This is a genomic window from Curtobacterium flaccumfaciens (assembly GCF_004361695.1).
GTDB classification, from domain to species: Bacteria; Actinomycetota; Actinomycetes; order Actinomycetales; family Microbacteriaceae; genus Curtobacterium; species Curtobacterium flaccumfaciens_B.
This window is the reverse complement of the sequence record NZ_SNVW01000006.1, coordinates 151,950-177,532: the sequence shown is the minus strand read 5'-3', so window position 1 is coordinate 177,532 and position 25,583 is coordinate 151,950. Positions and strand designations below refer to the sequence as shown.

Here is a 25,583-nt window from a genome sequence, read left to right as displayed (position 1 = left end):
TCCGGTCTGCAGAACGGAACGAAGGGGGCGGACGCATGACCAGCGAAGCCATCGAAGCGCCAGCGAGCGCGAAGACCGCCGTCCCCGTCGACACCACGTCGATCGGAGCGCACCAGCGCCGGAAGCTCGACCGCTCCGGAAAGTCCCAGATCGTCGTCACCGGCATCCTCGTGATCGTCGCGATCTACTTCCTCGTCCCGCTCTACTGGGTCGTCATCGCCGCGACGAAGACCACCGGGGCCCTGTTCGCGACGAACGGGTTCTGGTTCGGCGGCGACTTCGCCCTGTTCAGCAACATCCAGCAGGTGTTCACGTACGACGGCGGGATCTTCGTCCGCTGGATCGCGAACAGCATCCTGTACTCGGGTGTCGGCGCGGTCCTGGCGACGTACTTCGCCGCGGCCGGCGGCTACGCGCTCGCGAAGTACGAGTTCCGCGGTCGGCAGCTCGTGTTCGGCACGATCCTCGGCGGCGTGCTCGTGCCGGGGACCGCGACGGCACTGCCGCTGTTCCTGCTGTTCTCGACGATGGGGCTGACCGACACGTACTGGAGCGTGCTCATCCCGAGCCTCGTCTCGCCGTTCGGCCTGTTCCTCTGCCGGGTGTACGCGGCGGCGTCGGTGGACACGGCGCTCCTCGAGCAGGCCCGCATCGACGGGGCCGGAGAGCTCCGGATCTTCCACACCATCGTGCTCCGGCAGATGACGCCCGCACTGGTGACGGTGTTCCTGTTCCAGGTCGTCGGCATCTGGAACAACTTCTTCCTGCCGCTCATCATGCTGGCAGACCAGAAGCTGTACCCGATCACACTGGGACTCAACAACTGGCGGTCCCAGGTGGACCGGCTGCCGGAGTTCTACCAGCTCACCACCGGCGGGGTGCTCGTCTCGGTCATCCCGCTCGTCATCGCCATCATCGTCCTCCAGCGCTTCTGGCGCGGAGGCCTCACGGAAGGATCGGTCAAGGGTTGACCATCGCCGCACTCGTCACTCCTGCCCCGGGCTCGGACACCCGGCTCGCCCCTCGGGCCTGGTTGCACACCGACGCTCCGTCCCTGTCGCTGAACGGGGAGTGGGACTTCCGGTGGTCCCCGGTCGCGGACGTGCCGCTGCCGGGGCCGGAGGACGAGTGGGGCACCATCCCCGTGCCGGCGCACTGGGTCCTGCACGGCCACGGGGCGCCGAGCTACACGAACCTGCAGTACCCGTTCCCGATCGACCCGCCGCACCCGCCGGAGGAGAACCCGACGGGCGACTACCGCCGCACGTTCGACCTGCCGAGCACCTTCGGCGCGGCGGCCAGGGTGCTGCTCCGGTTCGACGGGGTGGAGTCGCACTTCCGGGTGTGGGTGAACGGTTCGGAACTGGGCTGGGCGACCGGGTCACGGTTGGCGACCGAGTTCGACGTCACGTCCCTGCTGCGGCCGGGCGCGAACGAGGTCCGGGTGCGGGTGCACCAGTGGTCGGCGGCGTCCTACCTGGAGGACCAGGACCAGTGGTGGCTGCCCGGCATCTTCCGCGACGTCACCTTGCTCGCCCGACCCACGGCCCCCGTCGACGACGTGTTCGTCCGCGCGCGCTTCGCATCAGGGCGGCGCGCCAGCGACGCCGCGGCGCCAGCGCCGGGCGAGCCTGCGAGCACGGTTCGTTCTGCACGCGGTACACAGGCGGGCACCGCCGCGTCCGGGCGCCCGTCGACGGGTACCGGCACGATCTCGTTCCCGACGCTCGACGCGGTGTTCCCCGTCCGGTTCGCCGTCCCCGACCTCGGGGTGTCCGTCGTGTGGCACACGGCCGACGACGTCGCGCCGATCGAGGTCGAGGGCGTCGAACCGTGGAGCGCGGAGCTCCCGAAGCTGTACGACGCGACGCTGTCCACGGGCGCGGCGGCCGGCGGGGCCGAGGGCGGCGAGACGGTGTCGCTCCGGCTCGGCTTCCGCACGGTCTCGATCGAGGGTGACCGGTTCCTGGTCAACGGCGAGCGCGTCGTGTTCCACGGCGTCAACCGGCACGAGACCCACCCCGAGCGCGGCCGGGTGTTCGACGAAGCCCACGCACGCGCGGACATGGCGCTCATGAAGCGGCACAACGTCAACGCCATCCGCACCTCGCACTACCCGCCGCACCCCCGCGTCCTCGACCTCGCCGACGAGCTCGGGTTCTGGGTGATCCTGGAGTGCGACCTCGAGACGCACGGGTTCGTGTTCCTCGACTGGCAGGGCAACCCGTCCGACGACCCCGCGTGGCGCGAGGCGTACCTCGACCGCATCGCACGGACGGTCGAGCGGGACAAGAACCACGCGTCGATCGTGATGTGGTCGCTCGGCAACGAGTCCGGCACCGGCCGGAACCTGGCAGCGATGGCGCAGTGGGTGCACGACCGCGACGACGAGCGACCCGTCCACTACGAGGGCGACTACACGGGCGAGTACACCGACGTGTACTCGCGGATGTACCCGAGCCTGCAGGAGACCGAGTCGATCGGCGGCGGCCCCGCCACGTCCCTGCTCGGCTGCGGCCCGGCCGAGGCCGCGCGGCAGCGCTCCAAGCCGTTCATCCACTGCGAGTACGTGCACGCGATGGGCAACGGCCCGGGGCAGATCGCCGAGTACGAGGCCCTGGTCGACCGCTACCCGCGCCTGCACGGCGGGTTCGTGTGGGAGTGGCGGGACCACGGGCTCCTCGCGCACACGGCATCCGGTGAGCCGTACTACGCCTACGGCGGCGACTTCCACGAGGTCGTGCACGACGGGAACTTCGTGATGGACGGCCTCGTGCTGCCCGACGACACCCCGACGCCGGGGCTCGCCGAGTTCGCGGCCGTCGTGGCACCGATCCGGTTCGCCGTGTCGGACCGCACCGTGCTCGTCGAGAACCGCTTCCACTCCGCGTCGACCGCCGGACTCCGGTTCCACTGGACGCTCTCGCGGAACGGCGTCGTCGAGCAGGAGGGCCGCTTCGCCCCCGGTGTCGTCGCGGCCCGCGAGTCCGCCACGATCCCGGTCCCCGACGCCGTGCTCGAGGCAGCGACCACCGAGCTCGCCCCGGGCGACGAACTGTGGTTCGACGTCGTCGCGGAGCTCGCCGGGCCGACGGCCTGGGCGGACACCGGCCACGTCGTCGCACGCACCCAATCGCTCGTCGCGAGCCGGCCGGCGGAGGCCCCACGGGCCTCCGGTGCGGGCTGGGACGGCGACCGTCTCGGCGACGGGACCTTCAGCGCCCGCGGGGACCTGGTGTCCTGGAAGGGGCAGCAGGTCGACGGCCCCCGACTCGAGCTGTGGCGCGCGCCGACCGACAACGACCGTGGAGCGTCCCAGGGCGGCTACGAGACCGCGGACCCGGTGCTCACGCACGGCGTCGGCGACCCGAACGCGCCGTCGTCGGCGTCGAAGTGGGAGGCCCGCGGGCTCGACCGGCTGACGCACCGGCTCGTGTCGGTGTCACGGACGACGCACGGGCTGGAGCAGCGCGTGCGCGTCGCGGCGGCGAACAGCGGCTGGGGTCTCGACGTCACGCACCGCTGGACACTGACCGACTCCGGGCTGCTGCTGCAGACCGACGCCGTGCCCTTCGGCGCGTGGGACGTCACCTGGCCGCGGATCGGCGTGCGGTTCGACCTGCCCGGGTCGCTCGTCGCCGAGGACGCCGCCGTGGAGTGGTTCGGGACCGGACCGCTCGAGTCGTACGCGGACTCGTCGCACGCGGCACACGTCGGGCGCTTCGGTTCCCCGGTGTCGCTGCTGCACGCGAACTACTCGCGGCCGCAGGAGACCGGGCACCGTCCGGGGCTCCGTTCGCTGACGGTGGGGCCGTTCACGGTGTCGACCGTGGGGTCGCACCGTGCGGGGTTCGCCCTGTCGCCGTGGACGGCGCAGCAGATCGGCCGCGCCGGGCACCCGTACGAGCTGCCGGCGTCGGAGCACCTGTACCTGTACCTCGACGCGGCGCAGCACGGGCTGGGGTCGCGGGCGTGCGGGCTCGACGTCCTGCCCGAGCACCAGCTGTGGCCGCAGGCGTTCTCGTGGAGCGTGGTGCTGGCGTAGGGGCGCGGGCGCGCGGCGGCTGCGCGGGCGCGCGGCGGCCCCGCTGCGCTTCGCACAACCGAAGTCACCCCGAACCGCGCTATGGCGCGGCTCGGGGTGACTTTCGTTGTGCGGCGGCGCGGCGGCGCGGCGGCGCGGCGGCGCGGGGCGGCAGCGCGGCGGCGCGGGCGGGCGCCGCCGCCTACGCGGCGCTCAGCGCCGGGATCGCCGCCGGGTCGGACGCGTCGAGGAACTCCGTCAGGCGCTCCGGCTCGCCGGCCTCACCGATCGCCTCGGCCGCGCGACGCAACGCGAACAGGGCCCGGAGCACACCGCGGTTCGGCTCGTGCGACCACGGCACCGGCCCGGCACCACGCCACCCCGCCCTCCGCAGGGCGTCGAGTCCGCGGTGGTAGCCGACGCGGGCGTAGGCGTAGGACTCGAGCGTCGCGCCGCGCGCCCACGCCTCGTCGGCGAGGAGCGCCCACGCCAGGCTCGACGACGGGTGCGACACGACGACGCTCGCGACGGGGGCGTCGGCGGCGAGGGCAGCGGTCACCTCCGGTTCGGCGGGGAGGAGGGTCTCGGGGTTCGCGGTCGGGTTCGGCAGCAGGTTCTCCGGCATGCCCCCAGCCTGTCACCTCTTGCGCTCGCTCGGCCCCGGCTCTAGCGTGGGAGACCTCCTCGTCGTCATCACGAGGCACCCGGGGCGGGACGACCGACCGGCGGCACGGATGGCGGTCACGGGGACTCCCCGACGGAAGAGACGTCTTGCTGGCCATCACCGGTTCCGCTCAGCCCACGCGCTGACACCGTGATGACGCGCCCCGTCGGGCGCTCCGCCCCGTGCCCTCGTGCACGTCGTGGCGGGTCCGGTGTCGTGCGCCCAGCATCGACCACCGGGGAGGCACTCCGTGCCCAGCAGTCCATCCGTCGTCCTCAACGACGTCAGCTTCACCTGGCCCGACGGCACCGTCGCGCTCAGTCACCTCACCACCGCCTTCGGTCGGGGCCGGACCGGCCTGGTCGGGAGGAACGGGGCCGGCAAGTCCACGCTCGTCCGGCTGGTGACCGGTCGGCTCCACCCCACGTCCGGCACCGTCACGACGTCGGGTCCCGTCGACCACCTGCCGCAACGCCTGCAGACCGGGAACGACGACACCGTCGCCGACCTGCTCGGCATCCGTCGGTCGCTCACGGCGCTCCGAGCGGTGCTCGGCGGGGACGCCTCCCCCGGTCACTTCGACGTGATCGGCGACGACTGGGACCTCGAGGAGCGTGCCGCAGCGGCGCTCGACGCGATCGGGCTCGGGCTCCCCGGCGCCCGTGACGACGGCACCGGGGCCGACGTCCTGGAGCGTCCGGTGTCCACCCTGTCCGGCGGGCAGGCCGTCCTGGTGGCGGTGGCCGGCATCCGGCTGCGCGGCCTGCCGATCGCGTTCCTCGACGAACCGACGAACAACCTCGACCGCCGCGGCCGTGGGCTCCTGCTCGACATGGTCGACGACTGGCCGGGCACCCTCGTCGTGGTCAGCCACGACCGGGAGCTCCTCGAGCACGTCGACGAGACCGCCGAGCTCCGCGCCGGCAGCATGACCGTGTTCGGCGGGACCTTCAGCGCGTTCGAGGAGCACCTCGCCGTGCAGCAGGCCGCAGTCGAGCGCGAGGTCCGTGTCGCCGAGCAACGACACCGCGCCGAGAAACGGCAGCGGATCGAGGCGGAGACGAAGATCGCACGCCGGGCGAAGGCGGGTGAGAAGGCCGGGCGGTCGATGCCGAAGATCCTGGCGAACGAGCAGCGGAAGAAGGCGCAGGAGACCGCCGGACGGCTCCGGGTCGCGCACGGCACCGCCGAGCAGGAGGCACTCGCCACCGCACGCGAGGCCGAACTCCGGCTGCGCGACGACGAGTCCATCCACGTCGCCCTGCCCGACCCGGACGTGCCGGCCGCACGGCGGATCGCCACCGTGACGGTCCGCGGCCGCGAGACGGTGGTGCAGGGACCCGAGCGGGTCGCCGTCGTCGGGGACAACGGCGTCGGCAAGACGACGCTGCTCGAACAGCTCGTCGGCGCACCCGACGCCCGGGAGCACCCGCTGCCGGACACGCACGCGGAACCGCACGTCGACCGGATCGCCTACCTGCCGCAGCGGAAGGACTCGCTCGACGACGCCGCGACCGTACTCGACAACGTGCGGCGGGACGCCCCGCACGTGTCCCCGGCCGAGGTCCGGAACCGGCTCGCACGCTTCCTCGTCCGCGGGGACACCGTCGACCGGCCCGCCGGGGCGCTGTCCGGTGGGGAGCGGTTCCGGGTGGCGCTCGCCAGCCTGGTGCTCGCCGACCCGCCGCCGCAGCTCCTGGTGCTCGACGAACCGACGAACGACCTCGACCTGACGAGCGTCGACCAGCTCGTGGACGCCCTCCGGGCCTACCGCGGGGCCCTGGTCGTCGTGAGCCACGACGAGACGTTCCTGGACCGGCTGGACCTCACCGCCCGGCTCGAGCTCGGGTGAGGGAGGGGCCGGGCCGGGCCGGGTCAGGCCGGGTCGGGTCGGGTCAGCGGCGCTTCGTCGGGCGGATCGCCAGGGACTCGATCGTGCCGCGCTCCGGCAGGTCGACGACGGTGCGGACGGCGGCCGCCACGTCCTCCGGCGCGAGGTAGTACGCGGTGTCGTAGTCCTCGCCGAGCTTCTCGGTGAGGGCGCGCTGCATGTCGGAGTCCGTCCGGCCCGGGTGCACGCTCGACACCCGGACGCCGTTCGCCCGCTCTTCTTCGCGGAGGGCGTCGGCGAAGGCCCGGAGCGCGAACTTCGACGCCGCGTACACGCCGCCGCCGGGGCCGGAGTGGAAGCCGGAACCGCTGTTGATCGGCACGACGATGCCCCGGGCGGCCCGGAGCGCGGGGAGCGCGAGGCGGGTGAGCTCCGCGACCGCGAAGACGTTCGTCGCGAAGACCGACTCCCACACGGCGCGCGGGGTGTCCGCGACCGTGGTGCCCTGCTCGACGCCGGCGCTGTGCACGAGCACGTCGAGCCGGTCGGGCAGCACCGGGACGTCGCCCGCGCCGAGGTCACCGACGAACGGGGACGCGTTCGGCAGGAGTGCCACGAGCTCGTCGACGGCGCCGGCGGTGCGGCCCCCGACCAGGACGTGGTGGGTGCGCCCGAGGTCGAGGGCGATGGCCCGGCCGATCCCGCGGGTCGCGCCGGTCACGAGGGCGGTGGGCAGGACGGGAGGCTGTTCTGTCGTCACGCAGGCCAGCCTACGGAACGCGAGCCGCGCCTCCAGGGCGTCAGGCGGACGTCGACGAGGTGGACCGACGTCGTCGACGCACCGACCAGGTGCCCACGCCGGCCGCGACCACCAGCGCGACGAGCACGACCACGCCCCACGGTGAGCCGGCGAAGGTGGCCAGGACGGCCCAGAACAGGGCGATGCCGACCGTGGCGTAGATGAACGCCCAGGCCACGCACCCCGGCAGCATCGCGAGCGTGTAGCGCCACCAGGGCACCCGCGCGATCCCGGCGGCGGCGTTCATGATCGTCTGCAGCCCCACCGTGAGGAAGCTCAGCGTGACGACCGGCAGCCCCCAGCGGTCGAGGAGCGCCGACCCACGACGGACCGCGGCCGAGTCGAGCCAGCGACCCCAGCGTGACCGGGACGCCCCCGCGACCGCGCCGCGCGCCAGCCAGTACGTCGTCTGCGCGCGGCAGAGCACCACGGCGAAGAGCGCGATGACGAGCCACCAGAACGGGAGCCCCTCGAGGAAGGACGGCACGGGCGCACCGTAGCGGTCCGGGCCGGGAAGGACCCGTCAGTCGTCCGATCGGCCGGCGCTCTGCCGGATCTTGATCCCCTCGAGGACGTCCTTCGCGCGCTGCTCGTCCTGCTTCTCGATCTGCCGGGTGTCGCGCTCCGGGAGCTGGATGTCCTCCTCCGCGCGGATGCCCGCCTGGAGCTGCCGGCCGCGTTCCAGCTCGGCGTCGAACTCCGCACCGAAGAGCAGGGCGTTGTTCGTGATCCAGATCCACAGCAGGAACACGATGACCCCACCGAGGGAGCCGTACGTGGCGTTGTAGTTCGAGAAGTTGCCGACGTAGAAGCCGAAGCCGACGCTCGCGATGATCCAGATGCCGATGGCGAGCAGCGCGCCGCCGCTCACCCACTTGAACTTCGACTGCTTGATGTTCGGCGCCCAGTAGTACAGCACCGCCACGACGATGATCATGATCGCGAGCAGGATCGGCCACTGCACGATGGACAGCACCAGCGCGGCCACGTCGCCGAGGCCGATCACGTCGCCGAACGCACGGGCCAGCGGGCCGGACACGAGCGCGAGCAGACCGAGGACGAGCAGGACGACCGTGAAGAGCGTCACGCCGAGCATCGTCGGACGGAGCTTCCAGATCGGCCGGCCCTCGCGGACGTTGTAGATGCGGTTCATCGCCCGGCCGAAGGCGCCGACGTAGCCGGACGCCGACCACAGCGCACCGACGAGACCGACGATGAACGTGACCGGGGCGGCCGGCGACCGGACGAGTCCCTCGATCGGCTTCTGCAGCAGGTCGGCGACCTGCCCGCCGCCGACGTTCCGGACGACGTCGAGCAGGGTGTCGATCGTCTTCGCCGGGTCCGAGACGAGCCCGAGGATCGACACGACGGCGAGCAGTCCGGGGAAGAGCGCGAGCACCGTGTAGTACGTCAGGCTCGCCGCGAGGTCGGTGCACTGGTCGCTCGAGAACTCGCGCAGCGTCTTCTTGAGCGTGTACACGAACGTCGGCTTCGTGAGGTCGGCGGGGCTGTCCGGCTTCCGGGAGTCGTCGGGTGCCGGCTTCTGCTGGTCCTGCGCCACGGGTCTACCCCCTCGCCTTCACGGCTTGCTTCGACCGCTTCACCGCTTGCTTGCGGTTCTTGTCGGCCCGGCGCTGCACCGCGCTGATGCCGACCTGCTGCTTCACCCGGGCCTTGTGCATCGGGTCACGTTCGAGGGCGTCCTCGGCGGCCCGCTTCCGGGCCTTGCGCCCCTTGCGGCCGGACTGCGCCTGTTCCTGGGCGGAGGGGCCACCACGCGCGCCGAAGGGCAGGAGCGCGGTGAACGCCGAGCTCGCCGGCGGGTCGGCCAGGTGCCCGGCGGGGCTGTTCCGGAGCGCGATGCCGGTGACGATCGCGGCGATCCCTGCGGCTGCGGTGATGCCCATCGCCACGAGCGGGGTCGGGTCGCGGTGCCAGCGCTGCCGGGTCTTGGCGATCGCCAGCCGTGTCCGGGCAGGGAGGTCCGCACGACGCCGGATCTCGGTCACGGTGTCGGTGATGTGCTCACGCGTGCGGACGTTCGCGAGTTCGAGCTCGGGGAGACTGTCCTTGGCCATTCCCCATTTCCTACACGTCGACCCCGGAACGCCGCACAGTGTGTCGCGCCGCGGGGCCGCGAAAGCGACGGTTCGCGGCTGCCCGGCGCGGTCCGGGCCGCCGAAGCGACAGATGTCCGCGGGAGTTCCGGGGCGGACTGTCGCTTTCGGGGGGGGGGGGGGGGGCGAGCGCGGGGCGGGACCGCGGGGCGGCCGCCGGCCCGGCGCGACCACGGGACGGCCTGGAGGCGCGTGGCGGGCCCGCGCCGCGCCTCCAGGCCGTCAGCCGGTCACGTCAGGACGGGACGACGACGTCCTCGGGGCGGCCGGACGCCGCAGAGCGGCCCGCCGCCTCCATGAGGGCGAGGCTCCGCAGGTTGTCGCGCCCGCTCGTCGCCGGGGCCGGACCTCCCGCGACCGACCGTGCGAAGGCCTGCAGCCCGCCCTGCCGGTCGGTGTGCTCGAGCGCGGGGAGCTCCACCGCGACCGCCTCGTCGTCCTGCGTACGGCGGATCGTCACGCGGTCGCCCTCGACAGCGTTCGGCGCACCGCTGCGGCTCGTGAACCAGAGCTCGCCGTCCTCGCCCTGGATGCTCCACTCGCCGGCCCAGGCCGTCCGAGGGGCACGCGAGAGCCAGCTGCCGCGGTAGCTCACGACCAGACCGTCGTCGAGCTCGATGATCATCGACGCGACCGCTTCGTCCTGGTACTTGCTGTACGACGGGTACGACGCCTTCGCGAAGACGCGCACGGCCTCGCGACCGGTGACCATCCGGAGGAGGTCGAAGTGGTGGATGGCCATGTCGTTGATCATCGCGTGCGGGAACGCGTAGTGCGGGTACTCCCCCGCGGGCTGGTCGTTGTCCCACTGACGGAAGTCGATGCTGATCGCCGAGACCTCGCCCACGGTGTCCGTCGCGAGCAGCTCCTGCACGACCCGAGGCGCCGGGTACCAGCGGTAGTTCTGGCTGACCTGCAGCACGAGCCCGAGCTCCTCGGCACGGCGGACGGCGGTGACGGCTTCGTCCGTGGTGTTGGCGAACGGCTTCTCGACGAGCACGTGCTTGCCGGCCTCGAGCGCCTCGAGTGCAAGGGGCACGTGGGTCACGGCGGGGGCGGTGATGACGACGGCGTCGGCCTCGACGGCGGCGAGCGCCGCGGTGAGGGACGGGAACGCCGCGGATACCGGCAGACCGAGGTCCTCGCGGACGGCCTCGAGCGTGGCCGGAACCGGGTCGACGATCCCGACCACCTCCACTTCGGTGACCTCCGGGATGGCGGTGCGGGCCCAGTTGCCGCCCCACCCTCCGAGACCGACGTGGATGATCCGGACCGTCATGCGTGCACTCCCTCGTGGCTGGTGTCGCACCACGGACGCCGCGGTGCGTCCGTCCAGTCTGTCAGGGACCGGTGGCACCGCGCGCAGCGGGCGGGCGCGTCCGCTCGGTGCTTCCGCTCAGTGCGTGAAGGCGTACGCGATGAGCGCCATGGTGACGATGAACCCGGCGAGGTAGTTGATCCAGAGGAACCGCTTCCACCCCGCGTTGGCCGCCTCGGCGTCGGCGTCGGTGACGTTCCACCACGGCAGCACGTTGAGCGCGTACGGGATCACCACGACGGCGGCGATGGGCCCCGGGAACGCCGAGAACAGCAGCGCGACCCCGGCGACCAGGTAGGCCACGAACGCCAGGCGCACGGTCGCGCGCGCACCGATCACGGTCGCCACGGACCCGATGCCGCCGGCTCGGTCCGCGAGCACGTCCTGCACGGCACCGAACGCGTGCGAGGCCACGCCCCACAGGAAGAACGCCACGCACACCGCGACGAGCTGCCCCGTCCAGTGCGGCCCGGCGAGCGCGAGACCGTAGATCGCCGGCGACACGAAGTGGGTCGACGAGGTGAGCGAGTCGAGGAACGGCTTCTCCTTGAAGCGGAGCCCCGGCGCGGAGTAGGCGAGCACCGCGAACACGCTGATCGCGAGGACGAGCCACGACCACGGTCCGTTGCCGCTCACCGCCCCGAGCACGACGAGCGCGACGAGGAACGGCACGTTCGTGACGACGACGGCCCACAGTGTCGCGCGGTGCACGCTCTTGTCGAGCAGGGCACCCTCGACACCGCCCTTCCGCGGGTTCCGAAGGTCGGACTCGTAGTCGAAGACGTCGTTGATGCCGTACATCGCCAGGTTGTACGGCACCAGGAAGTACACGACCCCGATGAGGAACGCGACGAGCGAGAACCCGCCACCCCCGTCGACGCCGACCCCGCTGCCCAGCAGGTACGCGGCGCCGAACGGGTACGCGGTGTTCACCCAGCTGATCGGGCGCGACGAGACGAAGAGGGCGCGCAGGGTCGACGGCCTGGAGGCGGTGCTCGCGTTCACTGAGGTGTCCTCCGGTGGGGCGGTGGTCGGGTCGGGCGCGGGGCGCGCGTCGGCCGGGCCGCGCGGGCCCGTCCGGTCGAACAGGATCCACAGGGCGGGCAGCAGCACGATCGCCGCGATCGCGTACGCGAGGTCCTCGACCGGGATCGCCCCGATCTTCGCACCGCTGATGAGCGCGGGGTCGTACGCCACGATGCGCAGCGTGACGATGACGTTGTCGAACACGATCGTCATGACGAGGAGCGCGATGCCGGCGACGAGGCCGGTGACGAGCGCGATGCGGCGCCCGGTCCGTGCCCGACGCCCGGCCCGCTGCGCACGACGCGCGGCGACGATGCCCGCGATCACGGCGACCACGGCGACGGCCGCGAAGAACGGGAGCGCCAGCAGCGCGTACGCGCCCGCCCCGGTCACGCGCGCCGCCGTTCGGACCGGCGGACCCGCCGGGCGACGAGGGGCCGGACGAACCCGGTCAGGTTCATCGTCGTGTAGCAGAGCAGCAGCAGGAAGAAGAGCTCCTCGAGCGGGACGTCCGGCGCGAGCAGCACCCCGGTGAGCAGGTTCTGCGGCCCGATGAAGAAGATGCCGAACGCGACGCCGAGCGCGTCCCACAGCAGGAAGAACGCGACGCCGACGACCATCACGGCGGTCGCGCGCCACGGTGCCCGCCAGAAGAACAGCCGGAAGCGCGCGTCGAGCACCGTCATGCCGACGAGCGACACGAGCAGCCCGGCGAGGTACAGCCCGGGCATCAGACCGTGGCGCCCAGCGGCGTCGGCAGCGGCTCGGTGCTGCTGTCGCCGTGGATCCGCTTGAGCAGGACCTCGGCGCTGATGAGGCACATCGGCAGCCCGATGCCCGGGATCGTCGAGGCCCCGACGTAGTACAGGCCGTCGACCTTCGCCGAGGCGTTCTTCTCGCGGAAGAACGCGCTCTGCCGCAGGGTGTGCGCCGGACCGAGCATCGACCCGTTCCACGCGTTCAGGTCGTCGGCGAAGTCGCGCGGGCCGATCGTGCGGCGGACCCGGATGCGGTCGCGGAGGTCGGGGATGCCCGCGCGCTCGGCGACGACGTCGATCGCGCGGTCGGCGATCTGCTCGACCTGGTAGTCGCCGGCACCGTCGATGCCGCCCTTGCCGATCGACAGGTCGGCGGGCAACGGCACCAGGACGAACAGGTTGCTCGAGCCGCGGGGCGCGACGGACGGGTCGGTCTCGGAGGGCGCGCAGACGTAGATCGACGCGGGGTCCGGCACGTGCCGGTCCTTCCCGAAGATCGCGCCGAAGTTCGCCTTCCAGTCCTCGGTGAACACGAGGGTGTGGTGCAGCAGGCCCGGCGTCGGACCGTCGATGCCGAGGTACACCAGGACGGCACTCGGGCCCGGGTCCCGCTTGGTCCAGTGGTCGGCTCCGTGCGTGCGGTGCTCGCGGTCGAGCAGCTGCATCTCGGTGTGCTGGAGATCGGCTGCGCTGACCACGAGGTCCGCTGGCGCGGTGTGCTGCACGCCGTCGCGGTCGCGGTGCACGACGCCGGCGGCGACGCCGTCCTGCACGACGATGCGCTCGACCTTGGCACCGGCGATGATCTTCGCGCCCTCGCGACGGGCGACCCGTTCCACGGCGGAGATGACCTCGGTGATGCCGCCCTTCGGGTAGAGCACGCCGTCGGCGAGGTCGAGGTGGCTCATCAGGTGGTACATGCTCGGGGCGGCGTACGGGCTGGTGCCGAGGAAGACCGCCGGGTACCCGAGGACCTGCCAGAGCCGGCGGTCCCGCACGGCCGAGCTCGCGAACGCGGACAGCGGCTGGAGCAGCAGGCGGGCGAGCTTGGGCAGCCGCCGGAGGACGTCGGGTGCCGCGAGCTTCGTGAGGTCCTGGAAGGTCGTGTACAGGAACCGGCGGACGGCCATGGCGTAGGTGTCCTCAGCCGAGGCGAGGTACTTCCGCATCCGGTCGCCCGCACCGGGCTCGACCGACTCGAAGAGCGCGATGTTCGCCTCGCGGTCGGCGCGCAGGTCGATGGGGTCGTCGTACCCCTCGCTGTAGACGCGGTAACCCGGGTCGAGCCGCACGAGGTCGAGTTCGGCGTCCGCGGAGGTGCCGAGCAGCTGGAAGAAGTGGTCGAACACCTCGGGCATGAGGTACCACGACGGACCGGTGTCGAACCGGAAGCCGTCCTGCTCCCACGAGCCGGCGCGCCCGCCGAGCTGCGTCCGCTGCTCGAGCACGGTCACCGAGAAGCCGTCCCGCGCGAGCAGGGCGGCGGACGCGAGCCCGCTGATGCCGCCGCCGATGACGACGGCGCGACGAGCCGGCACCTTGCGTCGTGAGCCGGACGCCCGCGGAGCGGACGCCGGCGCCCGCGGAGCGGACGCGGGTGCCGTCGGTGCGGAGGCGGGCGCCTTCGGACCGGAGGCGCGGGGCGGGGTCATGACGTGCCTCCAGGCAGGTGGTGGGCGGCCCGCGAACGCAACGGGGCGCGTCCGGCGAGGACCTGCGCGGCGAGCCGCGCCTTCACCGGGTTCGGCACGCGCACCCGGGTCGTGATGAGGAGGTTCGCCGGCGTCGCCGCGATGCGGTCGTTGAGCTCCTGGAAGAGCCCGTGCGCCAGTCCGACGGCCTTCTGCGCGTCGGCGGGGAGCAGGCGGATGGTCATCGCGGCACGGTCGAGGTCGGCCTGGACGTCGGCGACGAGCCGCTCCTTCGTGGCCTCGTCGAAGGTGCGCACCTCGACGCCGGGGAAGTACGAGCGACCGAGCACCTCGAAGTCGGCGTGCAGGTCGCGGAGGAAGTTGACCTTCTGGAACGCGGCACCGAGTGCTCGCGCGCCGTCGACGAGCACGGAGTCGTCGAAGGTCGGTCGGCCGGCGCGGTACACGAACGCACGGAGGCACATCAGGCCCACGACCTCGGCCGAGCCGTACACGTAGGTGGTGAACGAGGCCTCGTCGTGCTCGGTCTGCTCGAGGTCCATCCGCATCGACGCGAAGAACGGACGGGTGAGCTCGGGGCCGAAGCCGGTGGTCCGCGCGGTGCGGGCGAAGGCGTGCACCACCGGGTTGACGGAGAACCCGAGCGCGATGGCGCGTTCGGTGTCCGCCTCGAGCTCGTCGAGGACCGTGCGGGCCAGCGCGGGGTCGAGCCCGGCCTCGGTCGCGGGACCGTCGACGACCTCGTCGGCGACCCGGACGAGCGCGTAGACGTTCCGGATGTGCTCGCGGGTGTCCTTCGCGAGCAGGCGACTGGCGAGCCCGAACGACGTGGAGTAGCGGTCGATGACGACGCCGGAGGCTGCCTCTGCCGTGGCGTCGTAGAGCCCGAGCCGCGTCGTCGGACGTGGCTCGGCCTTGCTGTGCGTCACCGCGTGCGCTCCACGAGTTCGGTCACGAGGCCCTCCAGGCGGTCGGCGAGGTCGTACGGCAGTGCGGCGAGCTCGGCACGGGCCAGGGCGGCGTGTTCGGCGACCCTCGACTCCGCGGCCGCACGGGCACCGCAGGACACCAGGGTCGCACGGACCTCGTCCGCACGCTCCTCGGTGAGGCCCGGGTCGCCCAGGTACGGCTCGAGCTCGGGCCAGCAGTCGGTCGTCGCGGCGTGCGCGATGAGCATCGTGCGCTTGCCCTCACGCAGGTCACCGAGGACGGACTTGCCCGTCATGGTCTCGTCGCCGAAAACCCCGAGGAGGTCGTCGACGATCTGGTAGGCGATGCCGATCTCGCGGCCGAAGTCCCCGAGCGCGGTGACGACCTGCTCGGTGGCGCCGGCGAGCACCGCGCCGGACTGCAGCGGGGCCTCGAACGAGTAGACGCTCGTCTTCGCCCGCTCCATCGCGAGGACCTCGTCGACGGTCGGCATCACCCCGAGGGCGAGGTCGACGTCGGTCATCTCCCCCGCGGCACTGGCGAACACCGCCTCGTCGAGGATCTCGAGCAGGCGGGAGCGACGGTCACCGGTGACGCCGGCGGCCTCGATGAAGCGCGGGGCCGCAGCGAGCGCGAGGTCCCCGGCGATGACCGCGGCGCTCATGCCGCGGTGTTCGGCCGTCGGCAGCGGCAGGCCACCGGTCGTGCCGGTGTCGCGGAACGACCCGGCGACGTTCGGCTGCCCGCGGCGCGACCAGTCGCGGTCGATGACGTCGTCGTGCACGACGAGGGCGGTGTGCAGCAGTTCGTACGCGGCGGCGACGTGCGCGGCGGCGTGGGCATCCGCACCGCCGAGCCCGGCGTACGCGGTGAGGACCATGCGTGGCCGGAAGCGCTTGCCGCCCATGCTCGCCTTGCGGAGCACCCGCCAGAGTTCCTCGGAGGGGCGGCCGTAGCGCTCGGCCCGGGCCGACGACACGGCGAAGAAGCGCTCGAGGCAGTCGTCGACGAGCGCGAGGTCGATGTGCGCCACGGTGGCCGCTTCCTCGCTCATTGGCCTAACCTATCGGTGCAGATGAGCACTTTCCCTGAAACCGTGGTGCTTCTGGCCGACGACCGTACCCCGATCGGCACGGCGGACAAGTTCACGGTGCACACAGACCACACGCCCCTCCACCTGGCGTTCTCCTGCCACGTCCGGAACACCGACGGCGACGTCCTGGTGACCCGCCGTGCGCTGTCGAAGAAGACCTGGCCGGGGGTGTGGACGAACACGTTCTGCGGCCACCCCGGTCCTGACGAGTCCTTCGAGGACGCCATCGCCCGACGGGCCTCCCGCGAGCTCGGCATCACCGTGCGCGACGTCGAGCTCGTGCTGCCGGACTTCCGGTACCGCGCGGTCGACGCGTCCGGCATCGTCGAGAACGAGGTCTGCCCGGTGTACCGCGCCGTGACGGACGACGTGCCGGCCCCGGCCGACGACGAGGTCGCCGAGTACGCCTGGGTGTCCGAGGACGCCCTGCGCGCCTCGGTCGAGGGCTCGCCGTTCGCCTGGAGCCCGTGGCTCGGGTGGCAGCTCACCGAGCTGGCGACGTCGGGCCTCCGCATCACGCGCTGACCCGCCAGCGCCCGTCTGCGTCCGGCCCGTTGCCAGGGCCGGACATCGACAATGGGCTGTATGACCACCACGGATCGCGATGTCGCGCGCAGCACCACCGCGAACTCCGTGCTCGAAGCGCTCCGGGACGACCCGGTGATCGCCAGTGTGAAGAACGCCTCGGCGCTCGACGAGGTCCTGGCCTCCGACCGGGGCGTCGTGTTCGTCCTGTACGGCAGCGTTCTCGACGTCGCCGACGTCATCGACCGAGCGAAGGACGCCGGCAAGACGGTCTTCGTGGACGTCGACCTGCTCGACGGGTTCTCGTCGCGTGAGGTCGTGGTGACCTGGATCGCCGAGCACACCCGTGCCGACGGGGTGCTGTCCACCAAGTCGAACCTGGTCCGTGCCGCCAAGCGCGCCGGGCTCGTGGCCGTCCAGCGCTTCTTCCTGGTCGACTCGTTCTCGTACCACCAGCTGCCCCGGGTGGTCGAGCAGGCGAAGCCCGATGCGATCGAGATCTTGCCCGGGTGCATGCCCCGCGTCATCACCTGGCTCCGCGACGACACCGCCGTCCCGGTCATCGCCGGTGGCCTGGTGTGCGACAAGGCCGACGTCGTGGCGGCGCTCGGCGCGGGCGCGATCGCCGTGGCCTCGTCGAACCGTGACGTCTGGGGCATGTGAGCCCTCGCAGGTGCGGGTCCCCGCCCTTGGCACGTCCTCGGCGGCGGAGTAGGGTCGGACGTCGGCCACGGGTGTGGCCGAGTCGGCTGCGATCAGCAGTCGCGACGGACCAGAAGGGCAGGTGAGGCGCGATGTCGGGTGACCATCCACGACCGGGCCGGCCGCCCCTGACGGTCGTCGCCGTGCCCGTTCGCTGAACCACGCCCTCGTCCCGGATCGTTCCGGGACCGCTCGCGCCTGCCTGCTCCCGACCGAAGGAGCACAGCATGGCAATGATCGACAACGCGGTCTACGTCGACGGACGTCGCGTCGAGTCGTCGTCGACCCTGTCGCTCGACGCGCGACGCGACTGCGACCTCGCGTGGATCGGGCTGCTCCGCCCCGAACCGTCCGAACTCGAAGCCGTCGCCGCCGAGTTCGACCTGCACGAGCAGGCCGTCGAGGACGCCCGCAAGGGGCACCAGCGCGCCAAGCTCGAGCGGTACGGCGAGACGCTGTTCCTGGTGCTCCGGCCCGCGTGGTTCGACGCTGCGTCCGAGACGGTCCAGTTCGGCGAGGTCCACCTCTTCGTCGGCGACCGCTTCGTGGTGAGCGTCCGGCACGCCGAGCGTCCCGACCTCGCCGCCCTCCGCGCCCAGGTCGAGGCGGACCCGGAGTTCCTCGCCCGCGGATCAGAGGCCGTCACCGCCGCGGTGCTCGACGAGGTCGTGGACGGCTACGCCCCGGTCGTCGAGATCCTGCAGGACCAGGTCGACGCCATCGAGGACCAGCTCTTCGCCGGCCAGGTCGACCCCGGTGTCTCGAAGCGCATCTACCAGCTCCTCAGCGAGGTCCTCGGCTTCCAGCGGGCGACGAAGCCGGTCCCCGCGATGGTGAAGGGCCTGCTGCGCGGCGCCGACAAGTACGGCGTCGACGACGAGGTGCAGCACCGGCTGCGGAACGTCCTCGACCACGCGCTGCGCGTCACCGAGCGGGTGGACTCGTTCCGGGCGCTGCTCGAGAACGCCCTGACCCTGCACGCGACGCTCGTCTCCCAGGAGCAGAACGAGGCGATGCGGCGGATGACCAGCGCGAGCCTGGCGCAGGGCGAGGAGAGCCGGCAGTTGGCCCGCGCCGCGCACCGGCAGGGCGAAGAGGTGAAGAAGATCTCCTCGTGGGCGGCGATCCTGTTCGCGCCCGGGCTGATCGCCGGCGTCTACGGCATGAACTTCGACCACATGCCCGAGCTGCACTGGCGCTACGGCTACCCGGTCGCGATCGTCGGGATGCTCGTCCTGATGGGCGTGCTGTGGGCGGTCTTCCGCAAGCGCAACTGGCTCTAGCCGAGACGGACGGGAGGCGCGGTGCCGGCTGGCACCGCGCCTCCAGTCCGACAGGGCGTCGCGTCCGTGCTGCGCGGTCGTCAGCCGACGATCGCTGCGGTCCGCCGGTACAGATCGTCGGTCTGCGCCGTGACGTCGGCGTGCACCGCACGGAGCGCGTCGTAGACGCGTGCCGTCGACGAGTCCGGCGCGAACCGGTCCCGCTCCACGACCATCGCGTGGGCGGCCGTCTCGAACGACGGGTGCACTCCGGTCGCGACCGCTGCGCAGATCGCGGCCCCACGCCCCGCTGCGCTGTCACCGACGACGCGGATCGTCGGCGCCTGGAACACGTCGGCCATCACCTGCATCATGAGGTCGGAGGACGAGCCGCCGCCGGACACGACGACGCGCTCGTACGGCACCCCGAGCTCGGCGGCCATGGCGTCGCTGCGGTCGCGCATCGTCATCGCGATGCCCTCGAGGATCGACCGGTACGTGTGGGCGCGGCCCTGGCGACCGTCGAACCCCAGGATCGAGCCCTTCCGGAACGTCGCGTCGGCCGGCGCGAGCCAGTCGAGCACGGTGAGCAGCCCGTCCGACCCGGCCGGGACCGCCGCTGCCTCGCGGTTCAGCCGGTCCTCGGCACGCTCCCCGTCCGCCTCGGCAGCAGCGGCGTAGTCCGGACCGAGCAGGTCGCGGAACCAGCTGACGGTCCACATGCCGCGTCGGATACCGCCGGACTCGTAGAGGTACCGGCCGGGCTCCGACCCGAAGTTCGTCCAGAAGTCCGCGGCATCGCCGATGTTCCGTGATCCGACCGACATGCCCGCGATGTACGTCCCCAGGGAGACGAGCAGCGTGCTCGGGTCGAGGAGCCCGCACCCGAGCGCCTCCACTGCCTTGTCGTTGGCCGTCGCGACCACCGGCAGACCGGCCGGGAGGCCCGTGGCCGCGGCCGCCTCCGCCGTCACTTCGCCGAGGCGGTCGCCCGGGTCGACGAGCTCGAACAGCTGCGAGCGCCGGATGCCCGTCGCGGTGTACGCCGCATCGTCGTCGGTCCAGCGCCAGGTGTCCGTGTCGATCGGCCACGAGCCCTGGTAGTTCGCGGCGGTGTCGCGGAAGCTCCCGGTGAGCCGGTGCGTGACGTACCCGGACGAGGTCGTGACGAACGCTGCGTCGTCGTGCTCGGCCACGAACGGCCGGCCGACGCGAGCGTCCATCCAGCTCATCACCGGCTGCGCGAGCGAACCGTCGGCGCGGAGCACCGCCCGGCAGAACCGGATGGTGCAGAGCCCGACACCGACGATCTCGGACGGATCGCCCGGGAACGCCGCCATGGCAATCCGGCACGCTGCCGCGATCGAGTCCCAGAGGTCGTCGTCCGGGTGTTCGACGACGCCCGGTTCGGGCGTGTGGTTCGGCCGCAGCGGGACGCGCCCCTCGGCGACGACGACGCCCCGCTCGTCGAAGACCGTGACCTTTGACGACTGCGAGCCGTTGTCGATGCCGACGAGGTACCTGGTCATGCGCCCGCGGCCCCGAACTGCGTGTCCGGGTCCGCGGCGGCCGACTGGATCGCGCCGGGCTCGGGGAAGATCGTGCCCTTGTTCATGATGCCCCTCGGGTCGAACTGTTCCTTGAGGCCCCGCATGATCGCGAACGCCGAGCCGTGCTCCTCCTCGACCCACGGGGTGCGGTACTTCCCGACACCGTGGTGGTGGACCATCGAGCCTCCGTGGCGCAGGGCCTCTTCGACGATGATCGCGTTGAGGGGGATGTGGTACTTCTCGATCTCCTCCTCCGGGGAGCAGTCGATGCGGTAGTCGTACACGAAGTACATGTTCGTGCCGGTCTGGTAGCTGTGCGACGAGTGGCCGCCGAGCATCGTCAGGTCGTCGGCGTGCGGGTAGTCCTCACGGATACGGCGCATCACGGCGTCGTACACGTCGCCGACGGCAGACCAGTCGGCCGAGACCTCCGTCGTGTACCCGAGCTGCTTGTCGCGCAGCATCACGGCCTTCTCGGCGTCGATCTTGTCCTGACCCCAGTTGAGGTTGTCGAACCAACGCTCGATGTGGGCCGGGTCGACGCGTTCGTGCGGGTGCTGGGCGATGACGCGCTCGATCTCGGCGCTGGTGGCCGCGACGATCCCGGCGGGACCCTCGGCGACGAAGACGACCACGCACTTGTCCTTCGAGAAGTGCGAGAAGTGCTGGTTGGCGTCCTCCGGCGAGTAGAGGCGGACGACCGACGGGTGGAAGCCGTTCGTGATGACCTCGCGCAGGATCGCGATGCCGGTGCGCATGTCGTCGACGAGTGCGCCGTGGAACTCGTTGTTCTGGGGCTGGTACTTGAAGACCTTGACGGTGACCTCGGTGATCACGCACAGCGCGCCCTCGTTGCCGATCACGACGTGGCGGATGTCCGGCCCGGCCGAGCGGCGAGGCACGGCCTTGATGCGACGGACCGCGCCGCCGGGGAAGACCGCCTCGAGCCCGACGACCATGTCCTCGATCGCACCGTAGAGCGTCGAGAACTGCCCGATCGAACGGGTCGCGACGAGGCCGCCGTACTGCGCGAGCGGCTTGGACTGCGGCGAGTGACCGGTGGTGAGGCCCCGCAGGCGGAGTTCGTCCTCGAGGCGCTGGAGCGGCACGCCGGCCTGCACCGTCACCTGCATGTTCTCCTCGTCGACCTTCAGGACGGCGTCCATCCGCGAGCAGTCGAGCACGATCGTGTCGACGACGCTGGTCTCCAGGCCGCCCTCCGTCCCGGTACGACCGGTGCGCGGAACGATGTTGACCAGGTTGTCGTTCGCGAAGGCGAGGATCGCGGAGACGTCCTCGGTGGACTCGGCGTTGACGATCGCAACGGGGGTCGGCGCGTCGTAGATGCCGTGCACGGACTGGTACTTCTTGAAGCGGTCGACGCTGGCGTCCTTGAGGTGCTGTTCGTCGGTGTCGATCTGCTCGGGTCGGACGATCTCGGCGAGGCGCGCGAGGATCTCGGAGCGGTCGAGGGTGGCGATCGAGTCGATCATGCGGAGGGTTGCCTTTCGTTGGTGTGGGTCGGAGCGCTGGTCGGGCGACTAGCGGACGAGGTATCCGCCGTCGACGGTCAGGGTGTGGCCGTTCACGTAGTCGGAGGCCCGCGATGCGAGGAAGACCGTCGCCCCCATCAGGTCGGCCACGTCGCCCCAGCGTCCCGCCGGGATGTGGTCGAGGACGCGCTGGTTCGTCTCCGGGTTCGAGCGGGTCTGCTCGGTGATCTTCGTGGCGAAGTACCCCGGCGCGATCGCGTTCACCTGCACGTTGTGCTGTGCGAGCTCGTCGCAGTACGCCTTGGTGAAGCCGACGATCCCGTGCTTGGTCGCGGCGTAGGCGGGCGACCACTGCCCGCCGAGGAACGCGAACAGCGAGGCGATGTTGATGATCTTCCCGGAGCCCTGCGCGACGAAGTGCTTCGCGACGGTGTGCCCGAGAGCGAACGGCGCGGTGAGGTTCACGGCGATCATCGGGTCCCACTTCGCACGGTCGAACGCGTCGACGTCGTCGAGCAGGCAGATGCCGGCCGAGTTGACGAGCACGTCGACGCCGCCGAGCCGCTCGGTGCAGGCGTCGACGATGCGTGTCGGGGCGTCGGCCGCGGTGAGGTCGACCTCGAGGAACTCGTACCGTCGGCCTTCGCCCTCGACGAGCGCCCGGGTCGTGCCGTCGTCGTCGACCACGCTCGGTACGAAGACGTCGGCGCCGGCCTTGGCGAGGGCCAGCGAGAACGCCTGCCCGAGGCCGGAGTTGCCGCCGGTGACGACCGCCCGCTTGCCGGCGAGGCTGAACAGGTCCATCGAGAAGTCGCGGATGTCCATGGGTGTGGGGTCCTTTCGTGGTGGTTCAGGCGACGACGGCGACGTCGGGCGCCGTCCGGTTCCGGAGGTCTCGCGCGCGGACGCGCATCGTCACGGTGGTGAGCAGGAAGCCGAGGACGGCTGCGCCGAGGAGGACGGCGAACATGGTCGTGTACCCGCCGCCCTGCGAGGGGACGCCGTTCGCCGGGTCACCGACCCACCAGGCGCCGAGGGCGGGCAGGAAGGCGTCCGGCAGGTAGGCGAGGCCCGAGGCCAGCCCGATCACGCCGCCGCGCTGGGCGAGCGGGACCTCGACCTCGCCGATCTGGGCCCAGTAGACGCCGCGCGAGGTGAAGACCGCGAGGCACATCACGATCATGAGCGTGAGGGCGACCCACACGAGGGCGGGGTCCTGCGGCAGGACCAGGAACCCGACGGCGCTGACGGCCGCGACGACGAACGTCCACCGCAGGAACGCCGGCGAGGACTTCGTCCACCGATCGACGAGCACGCCGCCGACCGGGCCGCCGACGATCTGGAACACGTACGTGCGGACGACGCCGATCGCGCCGAGGAGCACGACGGGCACCGCGAAGCCGTTCTGCAGCAGCGGCGTGAGGTAGCCCAGCAGCGTGTAGAAGCAGTACATCAACATGATCGAGGCGCCGATGAGCCACGTGTACTTGTTGCGGGCGGCGGCGCCGAGTTCGCGGAGCGTGACCGTCTGCCGGCCGACCTGGCCCAGGGCGTCGCGGTCCGTGCGGACGACGAGCAGGACGAGGCCGGCGAACACGAGGCAGAGCACGCCGTAGATCCGCATCACCCAGAGCACCCCGCCGGTGTCGGCGATCGCCGCAGCGACGATGCCCGCGCCGATGAAGCCGACGATCGTGGACGTGATGCCGCGGACGCCCTCGAGCCAGCCGAACAGCTTGCCCTGCTCGTCCGCCGTTCCGAGCATCGAGATGAGCTTGACGAGCGACGACCAGTACAGGCCCATGCCGAGCACGGCCATGAGCACGTGGGCGACGACGATCCCGGTCTCGTCCGGCACCGTGGCGAGCCAGAGGTCGACGACGCCCATGCCGGCCAGCGCGACCACGATGAGGGCCTTCGGCGAGAAGCGGTCGGCGAACCACCCGCCGCAGAAGTACATGACCACGGCGACGGCGCCGAACACCGACGTGATCTCGCCGTAGCGCTGGACGGTGAGGCCGAGCGCGTGTGCCGTGTCGGCGAGGAACACGAACCGGATGTACGCGACCTGGAAGATCACGCCGCCGGTCATGGACAGGACGATGAAGCTCAGCAGTCTGCGGGACTTGGTCAAGACCACTCCTTCGTGGTGTGGATGGGATCTGGCAGGGGGTTCCGGGCACAAAAAAAGAACAGCGACACCCCAGCGCTGGTGCGCTGCGGGTGTCGCTGTTCTCTGAGGTCTGGAGCGACTGCCGTCCCTCGGGCGGGACGGCCAATCTGCAGTTGTGTGTTCCGACCGATGCGATATGCCGGATACGACGTGAACCGTAGCTGAAGGAACCGCGATGCACAACTCAGCTGGCGCGGATGCTCCGGACGTGCATAATGATCTGGCTCGGAATGTGAACGTGCACATCGACGTGCCACGACCCCGAGCAGGAAACGAGTAGCAATGGCGTCGACGCGGACCCAACAACCGCGGTCGCCCAGCATCCGCGACGTGGCGCGGGTCGCAGGCGTGTCCCACCAGACGGTGTCGCGGGTGCTCAACAACTCCGACGCCATCCGCGCGGAGACCCGCGACAAGGTCCTGGCCGCGATGGAGCAGCTGCAGTACCGGCCGAACCGCGCCGCTCGGGCACTCGTCACGAGCCGGACCCACACGATCGGCGTCCTGACCGCCCGCCGCGCCCACTACGGCCCGGCGGTCGCGCTGCAGGCGATCGAGGACGCGGCGATGCTCCGCGGGTACTCGGTGACGACGGCGAACATCGCCGAGGCCACCGACACCGCCGTCCGCGAGGGCCTCGGCCACCTGCTCGACCTCGACGTCGAGGGCATCGTGGTGATCGCGCCGCAGCAACGGGTGTTCGACCTCATCGAGGAGCTCGGCATCCGCACGCCCTACGTCACGATGCGCTCGAGCGTCGGCGAGGACCCGACGGCGCTGTGGGTGGACCAGATGGAGGGCGCCCGGCTCGCCACCGAGCACCTGCTCGACCTCGGCCACGAGTACATCCGGCACATCGCGGGACCGCAGGACTGGATCGAGGCCGACGCGCGGATGCAGGGCTTCCTCCGCGCGATGTCCGATCGCGACATGCCCGTGGTCGCGCCGATCCTGGGCGACTGGACGGCGGACTTCGGCTACCAGGCCGGCCGGGAGCTCCTGCGGTGGCGTGACTGCACCGCGGTCTTCTGCTCGAACGACCAGATGGCGCTCGGCGTCATGCACGCGGCGCGCTCGTACGGACTCGACGTCCCGGGGGACCTGTCCGTGGTCGGCTACGACGACATCCCCGAGGCGAAGCACTTCTGGCCGCCGCTCACCACCGTGCAGGTCGACTTCGCCGAGCTCGGCCGGCGCTGCGTGGACCTGCTCCTGCCCGGCGAGGGCGACGAGCTGCTCCGGCCGATCGACATCGTCCCCCAGCTCGTCGTGCGCGGTTCGACGAGCGCCCCGCGCAAGCGCTGACGCGCCGCTCCCCCGGCGGGTGGGACACGGCCGGACGGCGGGTGGAACGCGACCACAGGGCGGGCCTGGAGGCGCGTGGCGGCGCCGCCGCGCGCCTCCAGGCCGGTGGGTGCGCACCTGCGGAACCCCGCACGATCACCCCAACGCGGGGGGTGTGTCCGGCCCCGTTCGGCCGGATCACGCGGGCCGTTACGAAACCGCGACCAATCCGAATTGACAGCCGCGCCGATCCCGTGCGTAGTATTACCTCCGTTCCGCCGATGTGAACGGTCACATGACCGCCACACTGCTCGTCGCACACGACAGCACGGCAGGACACCGGACACGACAACGAGGTCCACACAGACTCCCTGTGCTCGCC

At 71.5% G+C, this 25,583-nt stretch carries 22 protein-coding genes; 7 read left to right on the top strand and 15 right to left on the bottom strand.

Features of this window, described 5'->3' with window-relative positions:
- Positions 1-35 precede the first annotated feature (35 nt).
- Complete coding sequence (locus EDF64_RS10770; protein ID WP_133519981.1) at positions 36-971, top strand: carbohydrate ABC transporter permease; 936 nt, start codon at positions 36-38, stop codon at positions 969-971.
- 2 nt (positions 972-973) lie between these two features.
- On the top strand, positions 974-4,045 hold the full coding sequence (locus tag EDF64_RS10765) for a glycoside hydrolase family 2 TIM barrel-domain containing protein (RefSeq protein WP_432207025.1): 3,072 nt from the start codon (positions 974-976) through the stop codon (positions 4,043-4,045).
- Between the two features lie 181 nt (positions 4,046-4,226).
- Here the strand turns inward: EDF64_RS10765 and EDF64_RS10760 are convergent, their stop codons facing one another.
- Complete coding sequence (locus tag EDF64_RS10760) at positions 4,227-4,649, bottom strand: DUF3151 domain-containing protein (protein ID WP_133519979.1); 423 nt, start codon at positions 4,647-4,649, stop codon at positions 4,227-4,229.
- 289 nt (positions 4,650-4,938) lie between these two features.
- Here EDF64_RS10760 and EDF64_RS10755 point away from each other — a divergent pair, with 289 nt between their 5' ends.
- The gene (locus EDF64_RS10755) at positions 4,939-6,540 is read left to right on the top strand and encodes an ABC-F family ATP-binding cassette domain-containing protein (protein WP_133519978.1); all 1,602 of its coding nucleotides are present in this window, start codon (positions 4,939-4,941) and stop codon (positions 6,538-6,540) included.
- A gap of 43 nt (positions 6,541-6,583) precedes the next feature.
- Here the strand turns inward: EDF64_RS10755 and EDF64_RS10750 are convergent, their stop codons facing one another.
- The 10 genes from EDF64_RS10750 to EDF64_RS10705 form a co-directional block, all read right to left on the bottom strand.
- Positions 6,584-7,279: an SDR family oxidoreductase gene (locus EDF64_RS10750; protein WP_133519977.1), complete on the bottom strand. Its 696-nt coding sequence runs from the start codon at positions 7,277-7,279 to the stop codon at positions 6,584-6,586.
- Between the two features lie 40 nt (positions 7,280-7,319).
- On the bottom strand, positions 7,320-7,805 hold the full coding sequence (locus EDF64_RS10745; protein WP_133519976.1) for a DedA family protein: 486 nt from the start codon (positions 7,803-7,805) through the stop codon (positions 7,320-7,322).
- A gap of 36 nt (positions 7,806-7,841) precedes the next feature.
- Complete coding sequence (locus tag EDF64_RS10740; RefSeq protein ID WP_133519975.1) at positions 7,842-8,879, bottom strand: YihY/virulence factor BrkB family protein; 1,038 nt, start codon at positions 8,877-8,879, stop codon at positions 7,842-7,844.
- A gap of 4 nt (positions 8,880-8,883) precedes the next feature.
- A complete protein-coding gene (locus EDF64_RS10735; RefSeq protein WP_133519974.1) occupies positions 8,884-9,396 on the bottom strand; it encodes a hypothetical protein in 513 nt (170 codons plus the stop codon).
- A gap of 274 nt (positions 9,397-9,670) precedes the next feature.
- Complete coding sequence (locus EDF64_RS10730) at positions 9,671-10,714, bottom strand: Gfo/Idh/MocA family protein (protein ID WP_133519973.1); 1,044 nt, start codon at positions 10,712-10,714, stop codon at positions 9,671-9,673.
- Between the two features lie 117 nt (positions 10,715-10,831).
- Positions 10,832-12,172 (bottom strand): prenyltransferase, encoded by a 1,341-nt coding sequence (locus tag EDF64_RS10725; RefSeq protein WP_243736340.1) that lies wholly within the window; start codon positions 12,170-12,172, stop codon positions 10,832-10,834.
- The gene (locus EDF64_RS10720; protein WP_133519972.1) at positions 12,169-12,510 is read right to left on the bottom strand and encodes a lycopene cyclase domain-containing protein; all 342 of its coding nucleotides are present in this window, start codon (positions 12,508-12,510) and stop codon (positions 12,169-12,171) included. The genes EDF64_RS10725 and EDF64_RS10720 overlap by 4 nt, the downstream gene beginning before the upstream one ends.
- Entirely contained in the window at positions 12,510-14,189 is a 1,680-nt protein-coding gene (gene crtI, locus EDF64_RS10715; RefSeq protein ID WP_243736339.1) for a phytoene desaturase family protein, read from the bottom strand. Before crtI ends, EDF64_RS10720 begins: the two co-directional genes overlap by 1 nt.
- Positions 14,186-15,118: a phytoene/squalene synthase family protein gene (locus tag EDF64_RS10710; RefSeq protein WP_133519971.1), complete on the bottom strand. Its 933-nt coding sequence runs from the start codon at positions 15,116-15,118 to the stop codon at positions 14,186-14,188. The genes crtI and EDF64_RS10710 overlap by 4 nt, the downstream gene beginning before the upstream one ends.
- Entirely contained in the window at positions 15,115-16,173 is a 1,059-nt protein-coding gene (locus tag EDF64_RS10705) for a polyprenyl synthetase family protein (RefSeq protein ID WP_133519970.1), read from the bottom strand. Before EDF64_RS10705 ends, EDF64_RS10710 begins: the two co-directional genes overlap by 4 nt.
- A 21-nt stretch (positions 16,174-16,194) precedes the next feature.
- Here EDF64_RS10705 and idi point away from each other — a divergent pair, with 21 nt between their 5' ends.
- The 3 genes from idi to EDF64_RS10690 all read left to right on the top strand — a co-directional run bounded on the left by idi (position 16,195) and on the right by EDF64_RS10690 (position 18,722).
- Entirely contained in the window at positions 16,195-16,737 is a 543-nt protein-coding gene (gene idi / locus EDF64_RS10700; RefSeq protein WP_133519969.1) for an isopentenyl-diphosphate Delta-isomerase, read from the top strand.
- A 60-nt stretch (positions 16,738-16,797) separates the two neighbouring features.
- Positions 16,798-17,400, top strand: a complete 603-nt coding sequence (locus tag EDF64_RS10695) for a glycerol-3-phosphate responsive antiterminator (RefSeq protein WP_133519968.1) — start codon at positions 16,798-16,800, stop codon at positions 17,398-17,400.
- A gap of 266 nt (positions 17,401-17,666) precedes the next feature.
- Entirely contained in the window at positions 17,667-18,722 is a 1,056-nt protein-coding gene (locus tag EDF64_RS10690; RefSeq protein ID WP_133519967.1) for a magnesium and cobalt transport protein CorA, read from the top strand.
- 80 nt (positions 18,723-18,802) lie between these two features.
- On the opposite strand, the gene EDF64_RS10685 is transcribed toward EDF64_RS10690, so the two are convergent.
- From EDF64_RS10685 to EDF64_RS10670, 4 genes are read right to left on the bottom strand one after another with little or no spacing between them, the layout of a single operon-like run.
- Positions 18,803-20,230 (bottom strand): FGGY-family carbohydrate kinase, encoded by a 1,428-nt coding sequence (locus EDF64_RS10685; protein ID WP_133519966.1) that lies wholly within the window; start codon positions 20,228-20,230, stop codon positions 18,803-18,805.
- Positions 20,227-21,744 carry an FAD-binding oxidoreductase gene (locus EDF64_RS10680; protein WP_133519965.1) on the bottom strand — a complete coding sequence of 506 codons (1,518 nt, stop codon included), beginning with the start codon at positions 21,742-21,744 and terminating at the stop codon, positions 20,227-20,229. Before EDF64_RS10680 ends, EDF64_RS10685 begins: the two co-directional genes overlap by 4 nt.
- A 48-nt stretch (positions 21,745-21,792) precedes the next feature.
- Positions 21,793-22,569, bottom strand: coding sequence for an SDR family oxidoreductase (locus tag EDF64_RS10675; RefSeq protein ID WP_133519964.1), 777 nt, complete (start codon positions 22,567-22,569; stop codon positions 21,793-21,795).
- Positions 22,570-22,594: 25 nt separating this feature from the next.
- Complete coding sequence (locus EDF64_RS10670) at positions 22,595-23,878, bottom strand: MFS transporter (RefSeq protein WP_166645690.1); 1,284 nt, start codon at positions 23,876-23,878, stop codon at positions 22,595-22,597.
- Between the two features lie 321 nt (positions 23,879-24,199).
- Here EDF64_RS10670 and EDF64_RS10665 point away from each other — a divergent pair, with 321 nt between their 5' ends.
- A complete protein-coding gene (locus EDF64_RS10665) occupies positions 24,200-25,222 on the top strand; it encodes a LacI family DNA-binding transcriptional regulator (RefSeq protein ID WP_133519962.1) in 1,023 nt (340 codons plus the stop codon).
- The last annotated feature ends 361 nt before the right edge of the window (positions 25,223-25,583 follow it).